The sequence below is a fragment of the Micromonospora eburnea genome (genome assembly GCF_900090225.1).
Lineage (GTDB): Bacteria > Actinomycetota > Actinomycetes > Mycobacteriales > Micromonosporaceae > Micromonospora > Micromonospora eburnea.
Genome location: NZ_FMHY01000002.1, coordinates 2392702 through 2409156, shown reverse-complemented (window position 1 = coordinate 2409156; position 16455 = coordinate 2392702). Strand labels below are relative to the sequence as shown.

Annotated in this window: 14 protein-coding genes; 8 read left to right on the top strand and 6 right to left on the bottom strand. The window is 69.5% G+C overall.

The genetic code is table 11. The features are described from left to right. Nucleotides 1–155: 155 nt before the first annotated feature. Entirely contained in the window at nucleotides 156–1286 is a 1131-nt protein-coding gene (locus GA0070604_RS11325; RefSeq protein ID WP_091117911.1) for a peptidoglycan recognition protein family protein, read from the top strand. Between the two features lie 83 nt (nucleotides 1287–1369). On the opposite strand, the gene GA0070604_RS11320 is transcribed toward GA0070604_RS11325, so the two are convergent. From GA0070604_RS11320 to GA0070604_RS11305, 4 genes are all read right to left on the bottom strand, one after another. Further along, complete coding sequence (locus GA0070604_RS11320; protein ID WP_091117910.1) at nucleotides 1370–2941, bottom strand: nucleotidyl transferase AbiEii/AbiGii toxin family protein; 1572 nt, start codon at nucleotides 2939–2941, stop codon at nucleotides 1370–1372. 173 nt (nucleotides 2942–3114) lie between these two features. Next, nucleotides 3115–3849 carry a cation efflux transmembrane domain-containing protein gene (locus GA0070604_RS11315; RefSeq protein WP_091127033.1) on the bottom strand — a complete coding sequence of 245 codons (735 nt, stop codon included), beginning with the start codon at nucleotides 3847–3849 and terminating at the stop codon, nucleotides 3115–3117. Further along, nucleotides 3849–4178 carry an ArsR/SmtB family transcription factor gene (locus GA0070604_RS11310; RefSeq protein ID WP_091117909.1) on the bottom strand — a complete coding sequence of 110 codons (330 nt, stop codon included), beginning with the start codon at nucleotides 4176–4178 and terminating at the stop codon, nucleotides 3849–3851. Before GA0070604_RS11310 ends, GA0070604_RS11315 begins: the two co-directional genes overlap by 1 nt. A 107-nt stretch (nucleotides 4179–4285) precedes the next feature. Beyond that, complete coding sequence (locus tag GA0070604_RS11305) at nucleotides 4286–5491, bottom strand: hypothetical protein (protein WP_244161844.1); 1206 nt, start codon at nucleotides 5489–5491, stop codon at nucleotides 4286–4288. A gap of 202 nt (nucleotides 5492–5693) precedes the next feature. Here GA0070604_RS11305 and GA0070604_RS32965 point away from each other — a divergent pair, with 202 nt between their 5' ends. From GA0070604_RS32965 to GA0070604_RS11285, 5 genes are all read left to right on the top strand, one after another. Then, nucleotides 5694–5891 carry a hypothetical protein gene (locus GA0070604_RS32965; protein WP_208602019.1) on the top strand — a complete coding sequence of 66 codons (198 nt, stop codon included), beginning with the start codon at nucleotides 5694–5696 and terminating at the stop codon, nucleotides 5889–5891. Further along, nucleotides 5885–6802: a glycoside hydrolase family 43 protein gene (locus tag GA0070604_RS11300; RefSeq protein WP_208602018.1), complete on the top strand. Its 918-nt coding sequence runs from the start codon at nucleotides 5885–5887 to the stop codon at nucleotides 6800–6802. Before GA0070604_RS32965 ends, GA0070604_RS11300 begins: the two co-directional genes overlap by 7 nt. 153 nt (nucleotides 6803–6955) lie before the next feature. After that, nucleotides 6956–8485, top strand: coding sequence for an NAD(P)/FAD-dependent oxidoreductase (locus GA0070604_RS11295; protein WP_091117907.1), 1530 nt, complete (start codon nucleotides 6956–6958; stop codon nucleotides 8483–8485). After that, a complete protein-coding gene (locus GA0070604_RS11290; protein WP_091117906.1) occupies nucleotides 8482–9963 on the top strand; it encodes a glycosyltransferase family 39 protein in 1482 nt (493 codons plus the stop codon). Before GA0070604_RS11295 ends, GA0070604_RS11290 begins: the two co-directional genes overlap by 4 nt. A 255-nt stretch (nucleotides 9964–10218) precedes the next feature. Beyond that, complete coding sequence (locus GA0070604_RS11285) at nucleotides 10219–11520, top strand: low temperature requirement protein A (protein ID WP_091117905.1); 1302 nt, start codon at nucleotides 10219–10221, stop codon at nucleotides 11518–11520. 97 nt (nucleotides 11521–11617) lie between these two features. On the opposite strand, the gene GA0070604_RS11280 is transcribed toward GA0070604_RS11285, so the two are convergent. Both GA0070604_RS11280 and GA0070604_RS11275 read right to left on the bottom strand, forming a co-directional pair. Further along, a complete protein-coding gene (locus GA0070604_RS11280) occupies nucleotides 11618–13342 on the bottom strand; it encodes an FtsX-like permease family protein (RefSeq protein WP_341845355.1) in 1725 nt (574 codons plus the stop codon). A gap of 203 nt (nucleotides 13343–13545) precedes the next feature. Next, a complete protein-coding gene (locus tag GA0070604_RS11275; RefSeq protein WP_091117903.1) occupies nucleotides 13546–14286 on the bottom strand; it encodes an ABC transporter ATP-binding protein in 741 nt (246 codons plus the stop codon). Between the two features lie 108 nt (nucleotides 14287–14394). Between GA0070604_RS11275 and GA0070604_RS11270 the strand changes: the two genes are divergently transcribed. Both GA0070604_RS11270 and GA0070604_RS11265 read left to right on the top strand, forming a co-directional pair. After that, nucleotides 14395–15651 carry a sensor histidine kinase gene (locus tag GA0070604_RS11270; protein ID WP_091117902.1) on the top strand — a complete coding sequence of 419 codons (1257 nt, stop codon included), beginning with the start codon at nucleotides 14395–14397 and terminating at the stop codon, nucleotides 15649–15651. Nucleotides 15652–15659: 8 nt separating this feature from the next. Further along, nucleotides 15660–16307 carry a response regulator transcription factor gene (locus GA0070604_RS11265; protein WP_208602257.1) on the top strand — a complete coding sequence of 216 codons (648 nt, stop codon included), beginning with the start codon at nucleotides 15660–15662 and terminating at the stop codon, nucleotides 16305–16307. Nucleotides 16308–16455: the final 148 nt, after the last annotated feature.

Below are 16455 nucleotides of genomic sequence, written 5' to 3'. Positions count from 1 at the left end.
GCGCACCGGGGGCGATATCGGACCTTTCACCCGGCCACCCGGCGCTGAGCGGCCGGACATTCGCTTCGTGTTTGGTCTATGTTGACGTGCGTCACTATCATGCGCCAACCCACAGCAGTTGTCGTTGTTGTTCCCCACCCTCATGGAGGCAGCGCGTGTCAACTCATCGGCACGAGGTCGATCGTCGCACCTTGCTCAAGGCAGGTCTGGGTACTGGGATCGCGGCGGTCGTCGGCACTGAACTGTTCGTGGCGGCACCGGCTGGTGCCGCGCCCAGCGCCATGTTCCCCTGGATCATCGATTGCGACACCTGGGGTGCGCGTCCGCCAGGGGGAGCGATTCAGATCACCGGCAACCTCACCAACAAGATCATCCTCCACCACATGGCGTTTCCGAACGTCACGGACTACTCGCGCGACCACGCGATGCAACTGGCGCGGGACTGCCAGAACCTGCACATGGACGGCAACGGCTGGGCGGACACCGGACAGCACTTCACGGTCAGCCGCGGCGGCTACGTGCTGGAGGGCCGCCACCGCACCCTGGAGACGCTCGACACGGGCGCGCACCAGGTCATCGCCGCACACTGCCCGGGCGAGAACGGGAACGCGATCGGGATCGAGAACGAGGGCACGTACATCACCGAGACCCCGCCCGACGCACAGCTCGACGCGCTGGTGAGGTTGTGCGTCGCGGTGTGTCAGCAGTTCCGGCTGCAGCCATGGGACATCTTCGGCCACTGGGACTTCTACCCCACCCAGTGCCCGGGCACCGCCTTCTACCGGCTGTTCCCGATGGTGCGCTCGCGCGTCGCGGCGGCACTCGGTACCCAGCAACCGGCCATCCCCGCACGCCGGTGGCCCGACATCTGGCGCTTCGTGGACGGCCCGGTTGTGCAGGTCGCGCAGTACCTGCTCGCGGATCTCGGGTACCCGCTGCACCCGAACGGCGACTTCGGCTACGACATGAACGCGGCCGTGGCCGACTTCCAGGCCAACCACGGGATTCCGGTCGACCCGGACGCGACCTTCGACGCGGCCACCTGGGAGGCGCTTGTGCCGACGCTCGGCAAGGACGCCAGCGGTCTTCCCGTCAACGCGCTGCAGTACCTGCTCGGTCGCAAGGGGTACGACGACGTCACGATGAGCGGCGAATTCGACCACACCACCATGAAGGCGGTCCAGGACATGCAGCGCCTACACGGCCTGGTGCCCAATGGGAAGGTCGACGTGGACACGTGGTGCGCGATTGTCGGTGGCTCGGTTCGTTCGGCCTTCCAACGCTGAACGCCGCCTGCGGCGGTTCAGGCCCCCCTTGACCATATGTCGCCCGGACTGCTTCCGTGGCATGGACAGGAGTCCGGGCTTGGTCAGGTCCAGGCGGAGTCGAGGGCCAGCGCGAGCCGCCTGGTCCACTGCTCGGCGCTGCCCGGGATGCCGGGGTACTCGTCGGTGAAGTTGGTCCAGTCGACCTGCCAGGACAGGACGGTTTCGGCGGTGAAGGTGTCGGCCTCGGAGCCGAGTTCTGGTCGCATGAGCTGGCGGACGAGGGCTTGGTCGACGGTGGTGTGTTCGGCGAGCAGGACCGCGTCGTAGAGGTCCTTGCCCTGCGGGTACATGTCGGTGGCCAGCCACAGCAGCTTCCACGCCAGGGCCAGCGAGGCGGGCGCGGCCAGTATCGGCTCGTCCACGTCGGGCAGTTTCAGCACCTCTGGCGGAAGGGGAAGTCGTTCGCCGAAGACGATGTCGATCTGGATGTGGCCGTCGGGTGCCTCCGGTGTGCTGAACGGGATGAGCAGGCGGCGTCCGTCGGCTCGTTCGTACGTCCAGATGGCGGACTCGGTGATCCGATCTGGTTGCAGGCCGGCGCCGGGCGCGGCTCGGATGGCGGTCCTGATGTCGTCGAGCAGCGCCCGGGCGTCGGTGCTGTCGCTGGTGATGGTGTGCGGGGTGACGACGAAGTCGAGGTCGCCCGGCTCGCGGGCGGCGTCGCCGACCCAGGCCGCCATGGTGACGCTGCCGCGCAGCACCAGATGCTGGCCCCAGGTTGTTGCGGCGACGGCCGCCAGGATGTGACCCATGGCGGCACGTCGGGCGTTGGTCCACTGCCGGCCTGTGGCGGCGACGAGGAAGTCAGGCTCGCCGGCGCGGTAGGCGTTCGGGTACTGCTTGAGGGCGGGGTCGAACGCCGCCCTCTGCCGGACGGTCGGGCTGGCGGGTAGCGGCTGGTAGGTCGGCGGGTAGTCCGGCGAGCCCGCCGGCGCGGACCTCATCTTGTTCTCGCGCTCCACTACCCAGCCACGCGCGCCCGGTCTGGGCGAGTCCAGCCAGCCGTGATCGTGGTGGAGGTCGCTGTCGAAAGCGACGTACTCCTGCTCCACTGTCGTGGGCTCGTGACCCGCGGCCCGGAGCGCCTCGACGAGTTCGTCCAGTCGCTGCCGGGCCGTGACGAGCCCGACCCCGTGGCAGCGCTGGTTGACGAACCGCTCCTGCGCGCCGTCCGCGAACTCGCGGCGGGCGTTGCGTGACAGCCGCGCTCCGTACGGTGCGACCAGATCGGTGAGCGCCACCAGGTCCGCCACCGCCGTGCTGGACAGCAGCAGTTTGACGTGATGCTCGAAGTATCGGTCAGCCGGCCCGGCTGCCGCCTGCTCATCCGACTGCGGCACGCCGACGCACCACGGTGCCGCCTCGATCTTCGACCGGCACGGGTAGATCCCTGCTTCGCGCAGTTCGTGTTGCCATCGACTCACCGCGGCGTGCTGCTCGGCCAGGGTGCCTCGCCCGGTCAGGGTGAGCATCGGTTGAGAGGCGTACGCGCCACGATCGAGCACGATGTGGACGAACTTCACGCCATGTTCGGTGGCGAACGCCGACAGTTGCGCGGCCTGGGAGGCGTAAGCAGTAATGTGGATCTCGAAGTCTCCCGACACCTCAAGCATCGGCGGAGTCTAGGGCACGGCCACCGGGCCGGGAAACGCGACCACCATCAGTAGGCCGCCCTCTGTCCATGCAGCGCTACCGGCGGAGACTGGCGAGAGGGCAGGCGTACGCCCATGGCCACGATCCGTGCGCCACTCGGCGACGCGCACCGGTTCGGCATTGCCTTGGAAGATCACTTGGCCTCGCTTGTGCAGCAGGAGCAGCCGGGCCTGCACCCGCAGTCGTCGGCGCCATCAGCCTGGACGGTGAGTGGGTTCGGGCCATTGACAGGTACCGCGCAGCAGGCGTCCCCGCGCCATGCCTCTCGCCCTTCCTTGATGGCCACGGCGGCGATGACGAGCGCGGCCAGTGGATCAGCCCATGACCAGCCGAACAGGCTGTTGAGACCCAGGCCGGCGAGCAGCACCGCCGACAGGTAGGTGCAGAGCAGGGTTTGCTTGGAGTCGGCCACCGCCGACCGGGAGCCCAGCTCACGCCCGGCCCGCCGCTGCGCGTAGGACAGCACCGGCATGATGAGCAGAGACAGGGCGGCCAGGACCAAACCCACGGTGGAGTGTTCGGCCTTCCCGTTGCCGACGAGCGCGCGGACCGAATCGACGGTGACGTAGGCGGCCAGCGCGAAGAACGACATCGCGATGATCCGCAGCGCGATCTTCTCCCGCGCTTCGGGGTCACGTCCGGCGAACTGCCACGCCACCGCCGCCGCCGACGACACCTCGATGACCGAATCGAGACCGAAGCCGATCAGCGCGGTAGACGAGGCGGCGGCACCGGCGGTAATCGCCACTACCGCCTCGATCACGTTGTAGGTGATCGTCGCGGCCACCAGCAGCCGCACTCGCCGAGCGAGCACGGCCCGCCGAGCCGCGAGGCTGCCCTGCTGACTCTGGAGCAACGAGCCGGACATCAGCAGCACCCCTTCCCGTCAGCGTCCGGGCACGCCGCCGGGTCCACCGTCAGCACCAGATTCAGCAGGTCACCGAGCGCGTGCGCGAGTCGCGCGTCGGCCAACTCGTACCGGATCCGTCGGCCCTGTGGCACCGCGACCACCAGACCGCAGCCACGCAGACAGGCCAGGTGGTTGGACAGGTTCTGGCGTGTCGTGCCCAGCAGGTCCGCCAGCTCGGCCGGATAGCTCGGAGCGTCCCGCAGCGCCAGGAGCAACCGTGCCCGGATGGGGTCAGACAGTGCATGACCGAACCGGGCGAGCACCTGCCCGTACGTCAACGTCTCCACCCGGCGAGAGTACAGCAGTTCCTGAATTCAGCATTGGCTGTACCGATCCGACGCCCCCGCATGGCCTCGGATCCAGCCATGGTCGGAGTCCGCGTGCCGCTACCGGGTCAGATGATGAAGTGGTTCCAGTAGGCGAGCCAGATCACGAAGAGCACGCCCTGCAGGAGGGCCAGGCCGGCCGTCAGCCACCGGTCAAGTGCCGCGGGCCGGGCCCAGCCGGCCAGCACGAGCGCCACCGGGAAAGCGGCGAGCAGGTAGCGCAGCAGACTTTTGTATACCGGTGGCCCCATCGACAGCGGCACCAACACCATCATCACGCCGTACACGACGTAGGGCAGGCCGATCTGGCGGACGCCCGCGACCAGAACGACCAACGCCAGCCCGGCAGCCCCGGCCCGCAGGGCATCAGCGAGCGACCCCCCGGCCAGGCCGTGCCACAGCACGCCCAGCGGATTCTGCACACTGACACCCCAGCCCTGCTTCTGGGCGTGCTGGTAGGCGAACCAGTCACCCCCCTGCCATCGGCAGAACGCCATGAAGGTGAGCCATCCCGACGGCAGCAGCAGCAGCGGCCAACCCGCGCGCACGCACCCCCACAGCACGCGCCGACCGAACCGGAGGTCGTGCTGCGACAGCAGCATCGAGGCGAGCGGCACCACGACGAGAAACCCGACCGAGCGGCTCAGCGCCAGGAAGAACCCCACCACGCCGACGAGCACCCACCGCCGCCGCTCGGCATAGTGGAAGGCGGCGAGCGCCAGGCACAGGAACAGCGACTCGGTCAGCGCCGCCTGGAACAGGAACGCGGCCGGCAGCAACACGAGATACCGGACGAATCGGCGGGCAGCGACGTCGTCGCCGAGCAGCCCCTCCCCGAGCCGGTGCGCGTAGTAGAGCATCAGCAGGAATGCGAAGTTGGCTACCACCAGCAGCGCCATCGCGGTGTGCCCGCCCAGCAGCGGCGCCAGCGCCCGACCCAGGAACGGGTAGAGCAGCGGGAAGCCGAACTCCCGCCACGGCCGGTCCAGCGGCAGCCCGGAAAGATGGTCGTAGAGGAACGAATCCCAGGCGAACCAGAACGACAGCCAACGGTGCGGGGAGACCGTTTGCTGCTGGTCGCGCATCGTCCACTCGTCGGCAGGCGGCGCCCAGGACATCCGGTCGAAGGCAATCAGCGCGAGCATTCCGACCAGCGTCAGCACGGCCTTTGCACCGATGAACGTGGTGACAGCGAAGCGCCAGGAAGCAGGTACCCGGTCGGCTCCGAGCATGCCTCGACGCCCGGCCCAGCCGGCCTGCCATCTGTTCCCCACAGCGTCTCCCAATCGCGCTGGACCGGGCACCCCGGCCAGGACGGGCACATCCCCCTCTGGTCGCCTTTGATACCCATGGGAAGAGCTGTTCCTCGGGCCGGGTTGTCCCTAGGGTCTGCCGCCCTTCAACCCCGGATTGGACAAACCTCTCTTGGTCGACGTTACGGCTCACCACAGCCGATACCGCCGTGCCGCGGTCATCGTGACGCTCGTCGTCGCCATCGCGGCGACGGTCGGCTTCGCGGTGCGGCGGTATTCCCCCACGGTGGCATCCGTCGGTGCGCTGAGCTTCGTCAACCCCGTCTACACCGGGGACAGCCCGGATCCGCAGGCCATCCGGGTCGGCTCGACCTGGTACCTGGTGCACACCAACAGCGGGGGCAGAACGTGCCGGTGCTGACCTCGCCGGATCTGGTGACGTGGAAGCCGGCCGGAGACGCGCTGCCCGCCCTGCCGAGCTGGGCCGACCCCGGTCAGACCTGGGCGCCGGAGATCATCGACAGCGCATCGGGGGGCTACCTGCTCTTCTACAGCGCCGCCGACCACGCGTCAGGGAAGCAGTGCGTCGGACGGGCGGTCGCCGACTCACCCGCCGGGCCGTACCGGGATGACTCCACCACTCCCCTGGTCTGCTCCCCGGATCAGGGCGGCGCGATCGACCCCAGCCCGTTCCGGGACAGCGACGGCAGCCTCTGGCTGGTCTGGAAGAACGACGGCAACGCGATCGGCGCGGACACCTGGCTGTGGTCGCAACGCCTCTCCGCCGACGGGCTGCAACTGGTCGGCGAGCCGACGCGGCTGTTGAAGCAGACCGGCCCGTGGGAGGGGACGGTGGTCGAGGCCCCCTTCCTGTGGCGCCACGACGGCCGCCTCTTCCTCTTCTACTCGGGCAACGGCTACGCCTCCAAGGCGTACGCCGAGGGGTACGCGACGTGCGACACGCCCGCCGGCCCCTGCGAGAAGGCGCCGGAGAATCCGATCCTGCGCAGCGATTCCGCGGCGTCCGGCCCCGGGCACGCCGCCATGGTCGAGTACGACGGACGCACCTGGCTGCTGTATCACGCTTGGCAACCGGGCGCCGTCGGGACGAGCCCGCCCGGCCGGCAGCTCTGGCTCGACGAGGTCACCTGGGAGGGGGGCCGGCCCCACGTCCACGGTCCGACCGGCAGCCCTCAGCCGCGTCCGCTACCACTGGTTGACGCGGATACAGCCGCCCCAGCGGCGGGAACGAACGCCGCGCTGCCAGGCCCGGCACCGGCCCCCAGGGCCACCGGGCGGCGCCGCGTCGGAGGACACCGCCCCACCAGGTGACCGAAACGCCCTGTCCGCTTCATCCCGTTGCCGGGCTTGCCGGACAGGGTGTGTCCGACGCGCCCCGGCCAACCCGGCCGATCACTGCGGTTCGGTGCGCCCCAATCGGGGAAGGCACCGCCGTCGGTGACCGAAAGCCTGGGAGGCAGTGGGATGACGCACGGCTCGGGCCTCACCCCCACAACGCGGCCGAGTGGATCAGACGGGGGCGACGCGGGGCGGACTGTCGTGATCGGCGCCGGACCGGCCGGGCTAACCGCCGCGCTGATGTTGCTCCGAGCCGGGCAGCGGCCGCTGGTGCTAGAGGCCGACGGCGAGGTCGGCGGGATCAGTCGCACGGTGGAACGCGACGGTTGGCGGTTCGACCTGGGCGGACACCGGTTCTTCACCAAGATCGACGAGGTCCGCGACCTGTGGCACGAGATCCTGCCGGCGGAGGACTTTCTGAATCGCCCCCGGATGAGCCGCATCCTCTACCAGGGCCGGCTGTACGACTACCCGCTCAAGCCGACGAACGCGCTGCGCAACCTCGGCCCGGTGGAAGCCGCCCGCTGCGTCGGCTCGTACGTCTGGGCGCGGGTTCGGCCGCCCGAGGATCAGAGCCACTTCGAGGGCTGGGTGACGGCGCGCTTCGGTCGCCGGCTCTACGGCATCTTCTTCAAGACATACACGGAGAAGGTCTGGGGAGTTCCCGGTACCCAGATTCAGGCGGACTGGGCCGCGCAACGGATCAAGAACCTGTCGCTGGGCAACGCGGTCCGCGAGGCACTCCGCCGCAGCAGGCCCCAGCGCGACCAGGAGCAGATCACCACGCTGATCAACGAGTTCAAGTACCCGCGACTGGGCCCGGGAATGATGTGGCAGCGGGCCCGGGATCTGGTGGAGGCCGGCGGGGGTGAGGTGCGGCTGCATCGGTCGGTGGTCCGGGTGCACCGCGACGGCGGCCGGGTCACCGGGGTGACGGTCTCCGGGGACGGGCGGACCGAGCGGATCGACTGCGACTGGTTGATCTCCTCGATGCCGTTGACCCAACTGGTGCTGGCGATGGACCCGCCGCCGGACGTCGCCCGGGCCGCCCACGGGTTGACGTACCGGGACTTTCTGACCGTCGCCCTGGTGCTGCCGGTTCGCGACGTCTTTCCCGACAACTGGATCTACGTGCACACCCCTGGCGTGCGGGTCGGTCGGGTACAGAACTTCGGCTCCTGGTCGCCGCACCTGGTCAAGGACGGTTACACCTGCCTGGGCCTGGAGTACTTCGTGAACGAGGGCGACGACCTCTGGAACATGCCGGACGACGAACTGATCGCCCTGGCCACCACGGAGCTGACCGAGCTGGGCCTGGTCAACGGTGAGGTGGAGGCGGGTTACGTGGTGCGGGTCCCGAAGGCGTACCCGGTCTACGACGCCGGGTACGCCGAACACGTCGACGTGTTACGGGAGTGGTTGGCGCAGGTGGCGCCGAACCTCTTCCCGGTGGGACGCAACGGGATGCACAAGTACAACAACCAGGATCACTCGATGCTGACCGCGATGCGGGCGGTGGAGAACATCGGCGGTGCGGCGCACGACCTCTGGTCCGTCAACGTGGAAGACGACTACCACGAGGGCAAGTCGGAGGCCGGCGGCGGCGGTGGCCGGGCGGCCCCGACCCGAGCGGGGGCGGATCAGGGCCGGCGATGACCGCGGCGGGCCGGCGTACGCCAACGGCCGGATGGCGGGGCTACTCGGGCGGGAAAGCCCTGGCCGCGCTCGTCGCGCTGGTCCTCGCCGCCGGTGTTGTGCTGCGCTTCTGTGCCACCTCGCCGCTGTGGTTGGACGAGGCGCAGAGCGTGGCGATCGCCCGACTGCCACTACCCGAGATGTTCGCCGCGCTGCGCGGCGACGGCGCCCCACCCCTTTACTACCTGCTATTGCACGGCTGGATGGGGCTGGTGGGCACCGGAGACTGGGCGGTGCGCAGCCTCTCCGGGTTGTTCGCCACCGCCGCCCTGCCGCTCTGGTACGTCACGGCCCGACGCTCGAACGCGGGTCTGGTCACGCTGGTTCTCGCGGCCGGCAACCCGTGGCTGGTGCGATATGCGACCGAGGCCCGCCCGTACACCCTGGTGGTCCTGCTCGTGCTGCTCGGCGTCCTCGCTCTGGAAGGGGTCCGTCGGCGCCCCGGTCCCACGCGGGCGCTCGGCCTGGCCGTCATCGCCGGCCTGCTGCTGCTCACCCACTACTGGGCGCTCTTCCTGTACGCCGTGGTCGGGGTCGGCCTGCTGGTGTCACTGCTGCGCGAGCGCTCCCGCGCAGCCTGGTGGAGCATCGGCGGGCTGGCCGCCGGGGCCGTACTGTTCCTTCCCTGGCTCCCGACGTTCCTGTACCAGAACCAACACACCGGTACGCCCTGGACAGGACGCAGCGGAATTCAGGTCCTGCTGTCCGTGGTGACCGAGTGGTCGGCCGCCAACGTGCCACCCGCCGCCGCGCTGGTGCTGGTCACCTGGCCGCTCATGACCTGGGGAGCGATCGCGGACGGCCGCCGCGCCCGCCTGATCGGCGCGACCGGCGCCGCCACCCTGCTTCTCGCCTTCGCCGTATCCTGGCTCACCGGATCGGCGGTGGTCACCCGGTACGCCGCAGTCGTGTTACCCCTGGCGGTGCTGGTGCTCGGTGTCGGTGCGACGCTGCTGCCGAGACGCTGGATGACCCTGGTGGTCGCCGGTCTGACGGTCTCCTGGCTGGCGGTGGACGCCGTGCTGGTGGCTCGCCCCCGCACCGACGCCGCTGTCCTCGCTGATCTTCTCAACCGGCAGGTCACCGACGCCGACACGGTGGTCTTCTGCCCGGACCAGCTCGGGCCCGACATCATCCGGCGGCTGCGTCATCGGCCGCGACTGCTCAGCTTTCCCGAGCAGAAGTGGCCAGGCCGACTGGACTGGACCGACTACCGACAGCGGATCGAGGCTGAGGACCCGGCCGGGCTCGCCCGGCAGGTGGCAGCCGGACGCGGCGGCGGAGCCGTCTGGCTGATTCCCCGCTACGGCTTTCGCCCCTTCGGGGAGCGCTGCCAGCAACTCGGTACCGCGTTGACCAAGGCACTCGGGCCGCCGCAGCAGCAACAGATGCCGAGCCGCGGCGGTTCGGAGACGGTGTGGCGCTGGGCGCCGCCATAGACAGCACCTCGGCCGACAGGCCAGGGCCGGTTGGCGGCTGGCCACCGCCATAGCGAAAGACGGAGGCCGACTTTCATCGGTGCGGCGACTTTGTCAGGCCCACATCGGGCCGCCGCCAGTCGGCGTACGATTTGCCCTAGGCGCCGCCCCGAGAGCCACCCGGCATCCGTTCGTGGCGGTGATGAGGAGAAGCCGTCCTGTCGGTCCTCGGACTCGTTCGCGCGTCCTGGCCGCGCATGACCGCCGGGGGCGCTCGTGGAGCGGCTACGCAGGGGCTTACGCCCGGTCACCGAGAAGACCAACGTCACCACCGCCGAACTGTTCTTCGACGTGGTGTTCGTCTTCGCGTTCATCCAGGTCACCACGTTGATGACCGCGGAACACAGCACGCTCGGTGTGGTGCACGGGCTGCTGGTGCTCACCTTGCTGTGGTGGTCGTGGTCGCTGTTCGCCTGGCTGGGCAACCGAGTGAGGGCCAACTACGGTCTGTCGCGGCTGGTGATCCTCGGCTCTACGCCGGTCCTGTTCCTGCTGGCCGTCACCATTCGAGAGGTGTTCGACGACCTGCCGGGGGGCGTCGATAGCGGGCTTGCCTTCGTCATCCTCTTCGTCCTGGTACGCACGTTCTACCTGGCTTTGCGGCTGTACGCCTCGCCGGGACTGCGCGTGCGCGACGTTTTCGCGCTCACCCTGCCGTTGAGCGTCGCCACCGGTCTGTTGCTGGCTGCTGCGGTGCTGCTGCCCTCGTCCGGCCTGCCTTCCGAGCGGGTCAGGGTCGGCCAGGTGGTGCTCTGGGGGGCCGCCGTGGCCGTGGACTACGGCTTCGGCATGGCGCTACCGTTTCCAGCACGAGCCATCCATTCCGCCCGGCACTGGACGGAGCGGCACAATCTGATCATCATCGTGGTGCTCGGCGAGGTCCTGGTGGCCATCGGTATCGCCGGCACCGACCTGCCCAACACACCAGGCCTGCTCATCGCCTCGGCGTTCGCGGTCCTCGTCGCCGGCGCACTGGAGTGGATCTACTTCGACCTCTCCACGCTGACCGGAGAACACGCGTTACGGGAGGCTGAACCGGCCAGGCGGGTGGCCCTCGCCCGGGACGGCTACACCTACCTGCACCTACCGATGATCGCCGGCGTCATGCTGCTCTCCGTCGGGCTCAAGCACACGCCGCCACTGGTCGGAAACGTCCACGCCTACCAACGTGGTGACCCACTCGACGAACTCGGCCGTTACGCCCTCTACGGTGGGGTCGCGCTGTTCCTGGTGGCCCACGCGGCATTCCAGTGGCGGCTGAGCCGGAGAGCCCGGGCCCTGGTCTGGCCCCGGCTCGCCGCCGCGGTCACGCTACTCGCGCTGCTGCCGGTCACCGCCCGAATCTCCGCCCTGCAAGCGTTGGGGTGGCTGGCCGTGACCTGCCTGGTCACCGCCGTGGTGGAGGTCGTGATCAGCCGGCCGCTACGGCGCCAGCTACGACAGGCCCTCTCCGCGGAAGCAGAGCATGACTCCCCCGAAAACCGAGAGGCCGGCCTGGACGAGAAGGGCTTTTCATAGTCGCGCCACCACCTGGGCGCGGCAGCGCTACAGGTTGTGCGAGACCTCCATGAACCCCGGAACGTCGGACGCTGGGGCCGCCGCCCGCTCGTACTGGTCATGCGGTCGTGACCCGGCTCCGGCGACCTGCCGCACCTGCTATGGCCGCTGCCCCGGCGAGGCCGACGCAGGCCGAGACGATCGTGAGCAGTGGGAGCCACGGAACGGTCATCGAGACATGCACTCCGGTGCCGGCGAGGTCGGCGGCGACTGCCCGTCGGACGAGCCAGCCGAGGAATGCGGTGGTGAGTCCGCCGAGGACCAGACCGGCGCCGGTGATGAGTGCGGCTTGCCAGAGCGCGGTACGACGCAGCTGGTCGCGCGTCGCGCCGAGCAGGCCGAGTGCTCGGTGTTGCCTGCGTCGTTGGGTGGCGCCGATGAGGGTGGCGTTGACGACGGCGATGGCGGCATAGACCCCGGCTGGGCCGAGCAGGATGGTGAGGCCGAAGTTGTTACTGCGCCGGACCTGGTCAGTGACGTCGGTGATCCATTCCTCAGCCGTCAGTACCCGGCTGTCGGTGCCGGTCAGGGCCTGGCCGAGAGCTGCCCTTGCCGCACCGGTTTCGGCGCCTCCGTCGAGGACGACGAACAGTTCGCCGACTGGTGTGTTGTCGAGGTCCTCGGCGACGAGGTCGGCGGGGAGGAGGATCTCGCCGTAGAGGTCGGGAGCGGCGGGTACCACCGCGACGATCGTCAGGTCGACCGGCCGGCCGTTGACCCTGGCCTTGAGGTGGCCGCCGAGGCCGGTGCCGCTGTCGATCGCCTGGGTGGCGGAGATTGCGACGGTGGCCCCGTGAAGGTCGCCGAGATTGCCCTTCGTGGCGTGCAGGCCGCGAGCCACGGCCGCAGTGGTGGGGTCGACGGCGTCGACCTCCAGGCGTTCGTTGCCGTCATCGCCGAACGGCACGGTGAGTCGGCGGCGGGCGTCGACCAGCTTCACGGAAGGATCTTCTGCCAACTTGGCCGCGGTCTCAGCCTCGTGCCCCGCGCCGGGGCGAACGACCAGGGGCGCGGCGAGTTGGGCGCGGTCCTGGGCTGATGTCCAGTCGGCGGTGAAGCTCAGCGCGACCAACAACGAGCCGGCTATGGCCGAGATCGCGATGACGGGCGCGGCGATCGAGGTGGTGGTGCGTACGGCGGCGCGGAGTTCGTCCCGGGCCAGCCGGGCGGCGACGTCGCGGTTGACGAAGGGGCGCGCGAGGAGCGCTGCGAGTCGTGGGACGAGGAGGGTCCCGAAGCACATGAGTCCGATGACGATGACCTCGGGCAGCAGGACGGAGCTCACCAGCGCGAAGAGCGGCTCCGCGTGCTGGGTCAGGACGGTTACGGTGACCACGGTGGCGAGACAGAGAGTGCCGACGACCAGTTGCAGAATGCTGGGGCGGCTGCGTTCGATGGTTGCCTCGCGCAGTGCCGCGGACGGTGGGACCTTGGCGGCCCGGCGGGAGGAGCGCCATGCTCCCAGCATCGCTACGACTATGCCGGTGGGAGCGGCGATCGCCCAGGACAGCCACGCCGGTGGGGCGACCAGATGGAGGTCGGTGAGGCCGATGCGGCGGATCAGGTCGAGAACGGGCGTCGCCAGCGGTGTTGCGACGAAGCATCCGACGATGATCGCAGCGACAGCGACGACGACCGACTCGCCGAGGACGAGGCGGCGCACCTGACGCCCGGTCGCGCCGATGAGTCTCAGCAGTCCTAGTTCGCGGCGGCGGGTCGCGACGACGAATCCGAAGGTGCTGCCAACGACGAAGATCGCCATGAACAGGGAGATCGCCGACATGATGCCGAACATCGAGGTGAGATCGTCGAGTTGCTGGCGCTGCTCCCGGGTCGCCGCGCTGCCGAGGCCGGTGAGGGTGGCGTCGACCGAGCCGATCAGGTTGACCGTGGTGGCGATCAGGATGACGCCGCCTGCGAGGGCGACGAAGGCGCCGAGATAGGCCGCCCACGAGGTGCGGACGGTCTGACGGGAGAGCCGGTTCATCACTGCTCCAGGTCGTTCATGCGCCTGGCGATGGCGGCGGCGTCGGCGCCCTGGAGTCGGCCGACGATCTGGCCGTCGGCGAGGAAGAGGGTCTCGTCGGCGTAGGAGGCGGCGAGCGGGTCGTGGGTCACCATCACGATGGTCTGTCCGCCGTCGGCCAGGGTGCGGAGCAGCGCGAGGACCGCGCGGCCGGTGTTGCGATCGAGTGCGCCGGTGGGTTCGTCGGCGAAGATCACGTTGGGCTTGCCGTAGAGAGCGCGGGCGATCGCGACCCGCTGCTGCTGGCCGCCGGAGAGTTCGGGTGGCCGGCGCCTCGCCAGATCCCGCAGCCCGACCCGGTCCAGCGCGTCGGTCACCGCTGCCCCGTCGACCGGCAGTCGCGCGAGCCTGGCTGGCAGGGCGACGTTGTCAAAGGCCGTCAGGGCATCGAGCAGGTTGTAGGACTGGAAGATGAACGCCATCGAGGTCCGCCGGAATTTGGTCAAGGCGGTCTCGCTGAGGCTGTCCAGAACGGTGCCGCCGATGGTCACCCGTCCGTGGTTGGGCCTGTCGAGCCCAGCGGCGAGCTGGAGCAGGGTGGATTTCCCGGAGCCTGAGGGGCCCATGATCGCGGTGAAGCTACCGCCGGCGAAGGCGTGGGTGATGCCACGCACCGCGTGAACGCCGCCCGCACGAGAACGGTACGTGCGGGTCACGCCTTCAAGGGCGACAGCGGGTGCCGTCAGTGTCTGCGTCGTCATGCGTCCAGTCCAGCTAGCCCGCGGGTTCCGCGCACTGGCTCAGGCGCGACATCACGGGTAGCGCTGGCGCTACCGTCAACGGCACTCACACCTCCTACGCTTGGCGACGTGAAGCGCCACGCCGACGCCTGGTCCGCCGTACGCGGTCGGCCGTGGCGTTTCCTGACCTCGGCCTGGCCGTGGAGGTCACTCGCCTACCTCGCCTCGACGGTGCCGCTCGGGATCGGCGTACTTCTGGTGCTCACGGCGGTGATCGCTCTCGGGGCTCTGACCGCCGTGATCGTGGCCGGACTCCTCTTGCTGGCCAGTCTGCCCCTGGTGACAACCGTCATCGCCGAGATCGAACGAGCCCGGCTCCGGCTCGTGCTTCCGCAGCCGTCCGGTGGCGAGCGCCCGAGGCTGCGGGAACGGCTGCGCACCTGGCGCACCCTGCCGGTCTCGTGGCCCGAGATCGGCTACGCCGTCCTCCTCGCGACCGTCGGGTGGCTGGTTGACGCCGTCGTGCTGACGCTGGCGATCACAACCCCGATCGTGCTGATCCTCGCGCCTGTCCTGGTCCGGTACGACGCGGTGGAGCTGTTCGGTTGGCGGATCGATCATGCTGCCGAGGCCGGGGCCGCCCTGGCGGTCGGGGTCCTGGCCCTCGCCGTCGCCGCGTATCTGGTGACCGTACTTGCCAGCGCCCAGGCCGCGCTCGCCCGGCTCCTGCTTGATCCACCTGAGGCGCGGTTGGTCGCTGCGGTCACCGAACTACGCCGCTCCCGCGCCGGAGTCGTCGACGCCTTCGAGGCGGAGCGCCGCCGCATCGAACGCGACCTGCACGACGGCGCGCAGCAACGCCTCGTCGCTCTCACCATGACACTCGGGCAGGCCGAACTCGAACTGAACAAAGGCCCCGCATTCGACCTGGTCACCAGAGCCCACACCCTCGCCGAGGAGGCCTTGGAGGACCTGCGGGCCACCGTACGCGGCATCCATCCCAGGGTGCTCACCGACCACGGACTTGCCGCCGCGATTCACGAACTGGCCGACCGCTCCCCGGTCCCGGTCGACACCGAACTCCACCTGGCGGGGCGACTCCCCGCACGAGTAGAGACCGCGGCGTACTTCCTCGTCAGCGAGGCCTTGACCAACGTCGCCCGCCACTCCGGCGCCCGTGGCGCCCAGGTGCACGCCTGGGTTGCCGGGAACACCCTGACCATGGCCGTGGTCGACGACGGTCACGGCGGCGCCGACCCCGCCCGAGGGTCCGGGCTCGCCGGGCTCGCCGCCCGCATCGACGCCATCGACGGCACCCTCGACATCACCAGCCCGCCCGGAGGCCCGACCAACGTGAGAATGACATGCCCTATCAGCGTGAACTGAGACGGTCACTGAGAATTGTGATCGCCGAGGATGCGGCACTCCTGCGGGAGGGACTCGCCGGAATTCTGGAGAAGGCCGGCCACCGGGTCATCGCCGCGGTCGCGGACGCCCACGCGCTGCTCGTCTACACCGCCAACCAACGGCCCGACCTCGTCCTCACCGACATCCGCATGCCACCGACCCACACCGACGAAGGACTCCGCGCCGCCGTCGCCATCCGCGCCCAGCACCCCGACATCGCGATCGTCCTCCTGTCCGCGTACATCGCCGACGCGTACGTCGCCGATCTGCTCGAGTCCACCACGGGCGGCGGGATCGGCTATCTCCTCAAGGACCGGGTCAGCCACGTCCACGACTTTCTCGACAATCTCGATCGGGTGACCGCAGGCGGCACGGTCGTCGACCCCGACGTCGTTCGCCACCTCCTCGCCCGACGCCGCAACCACGGTCCGCTGGCGGCGCTCACCCAACGCGAGCGTGAGGTCCTCGCACTGATGGCTGAGGGTTACACCAACCCCACCATCGCCGAGCACCTCGTGGTCAGCGAGGCGGCGGTCCGCAAGCACGTCGGCAACATCTTCGCCAAGCTCGAACTCGACCCCGACTCCGACCGCCGTGTCTCGGCTGTGCTCGCCTACCTGCGAGGCGCGTCGTGACGTCGGTGGGGACCGGCGATGTGCGTCCGGCGGTAACCAGGAGAAGGCCGTCGATGACGTCGACGTGAGGGCGGTGACCGGACTTCCACCCCCCGCTGTCGCATGGCGGCACGGATCGCAGGGGCGACGGCCGGGGACGTGACGAACT

What these genes read in the sequence shown, in the direction of transcription:
- GA0070604_RS11315 (WP_091127033.1), bottom strand. Translation starts at nt 3,849, where the DNA reads ATGTCCGGCTCGTTGCTCCAGAGTCAGCAGGGCAGCCTCGCGGCTCGG.
- GA0070604_RS11280 (WP_341845355.1), bottom strand. Translation starts at nt 13,342, where the DNA reads ATGTCGGCGATCTCCCTGTTCATGGCGATCTTCGTCGTTGGCAGCACC.
- GA0070604_RS11295 (WP_091117907.1), top strand. Translation starts at nt 6,956, where the DNA reads ATGACGCACGGCTCGGGCCTCACCCCCACAACGCGGCCGAGTGGATCA.
- GA0070604_RS11320 (WP_091117910.1), bottom strand. Translation starts at nt 2,941, where the DNA reads ATGCTTGAGGTGTCGGGAGACTTCGAGATCCACATTACTGCTTACGCC.
- GA0070604_RS11290 (WP_091117906.1), top strand. Translation starts at nt 8,482, where the DNA reads ATGACCGCGGCGGGCCGGCGTACGCCAACGGCCGGATGGCGGGGCTAC.
- GA0070604_RS11275 (WP_091117903.1), bottom strand. Translation starts at nt 14,286, where the DNA reads ATGACGACGCAGACACTGACGGCACCCGCTGTCGCCCTTGAAGGCGTG.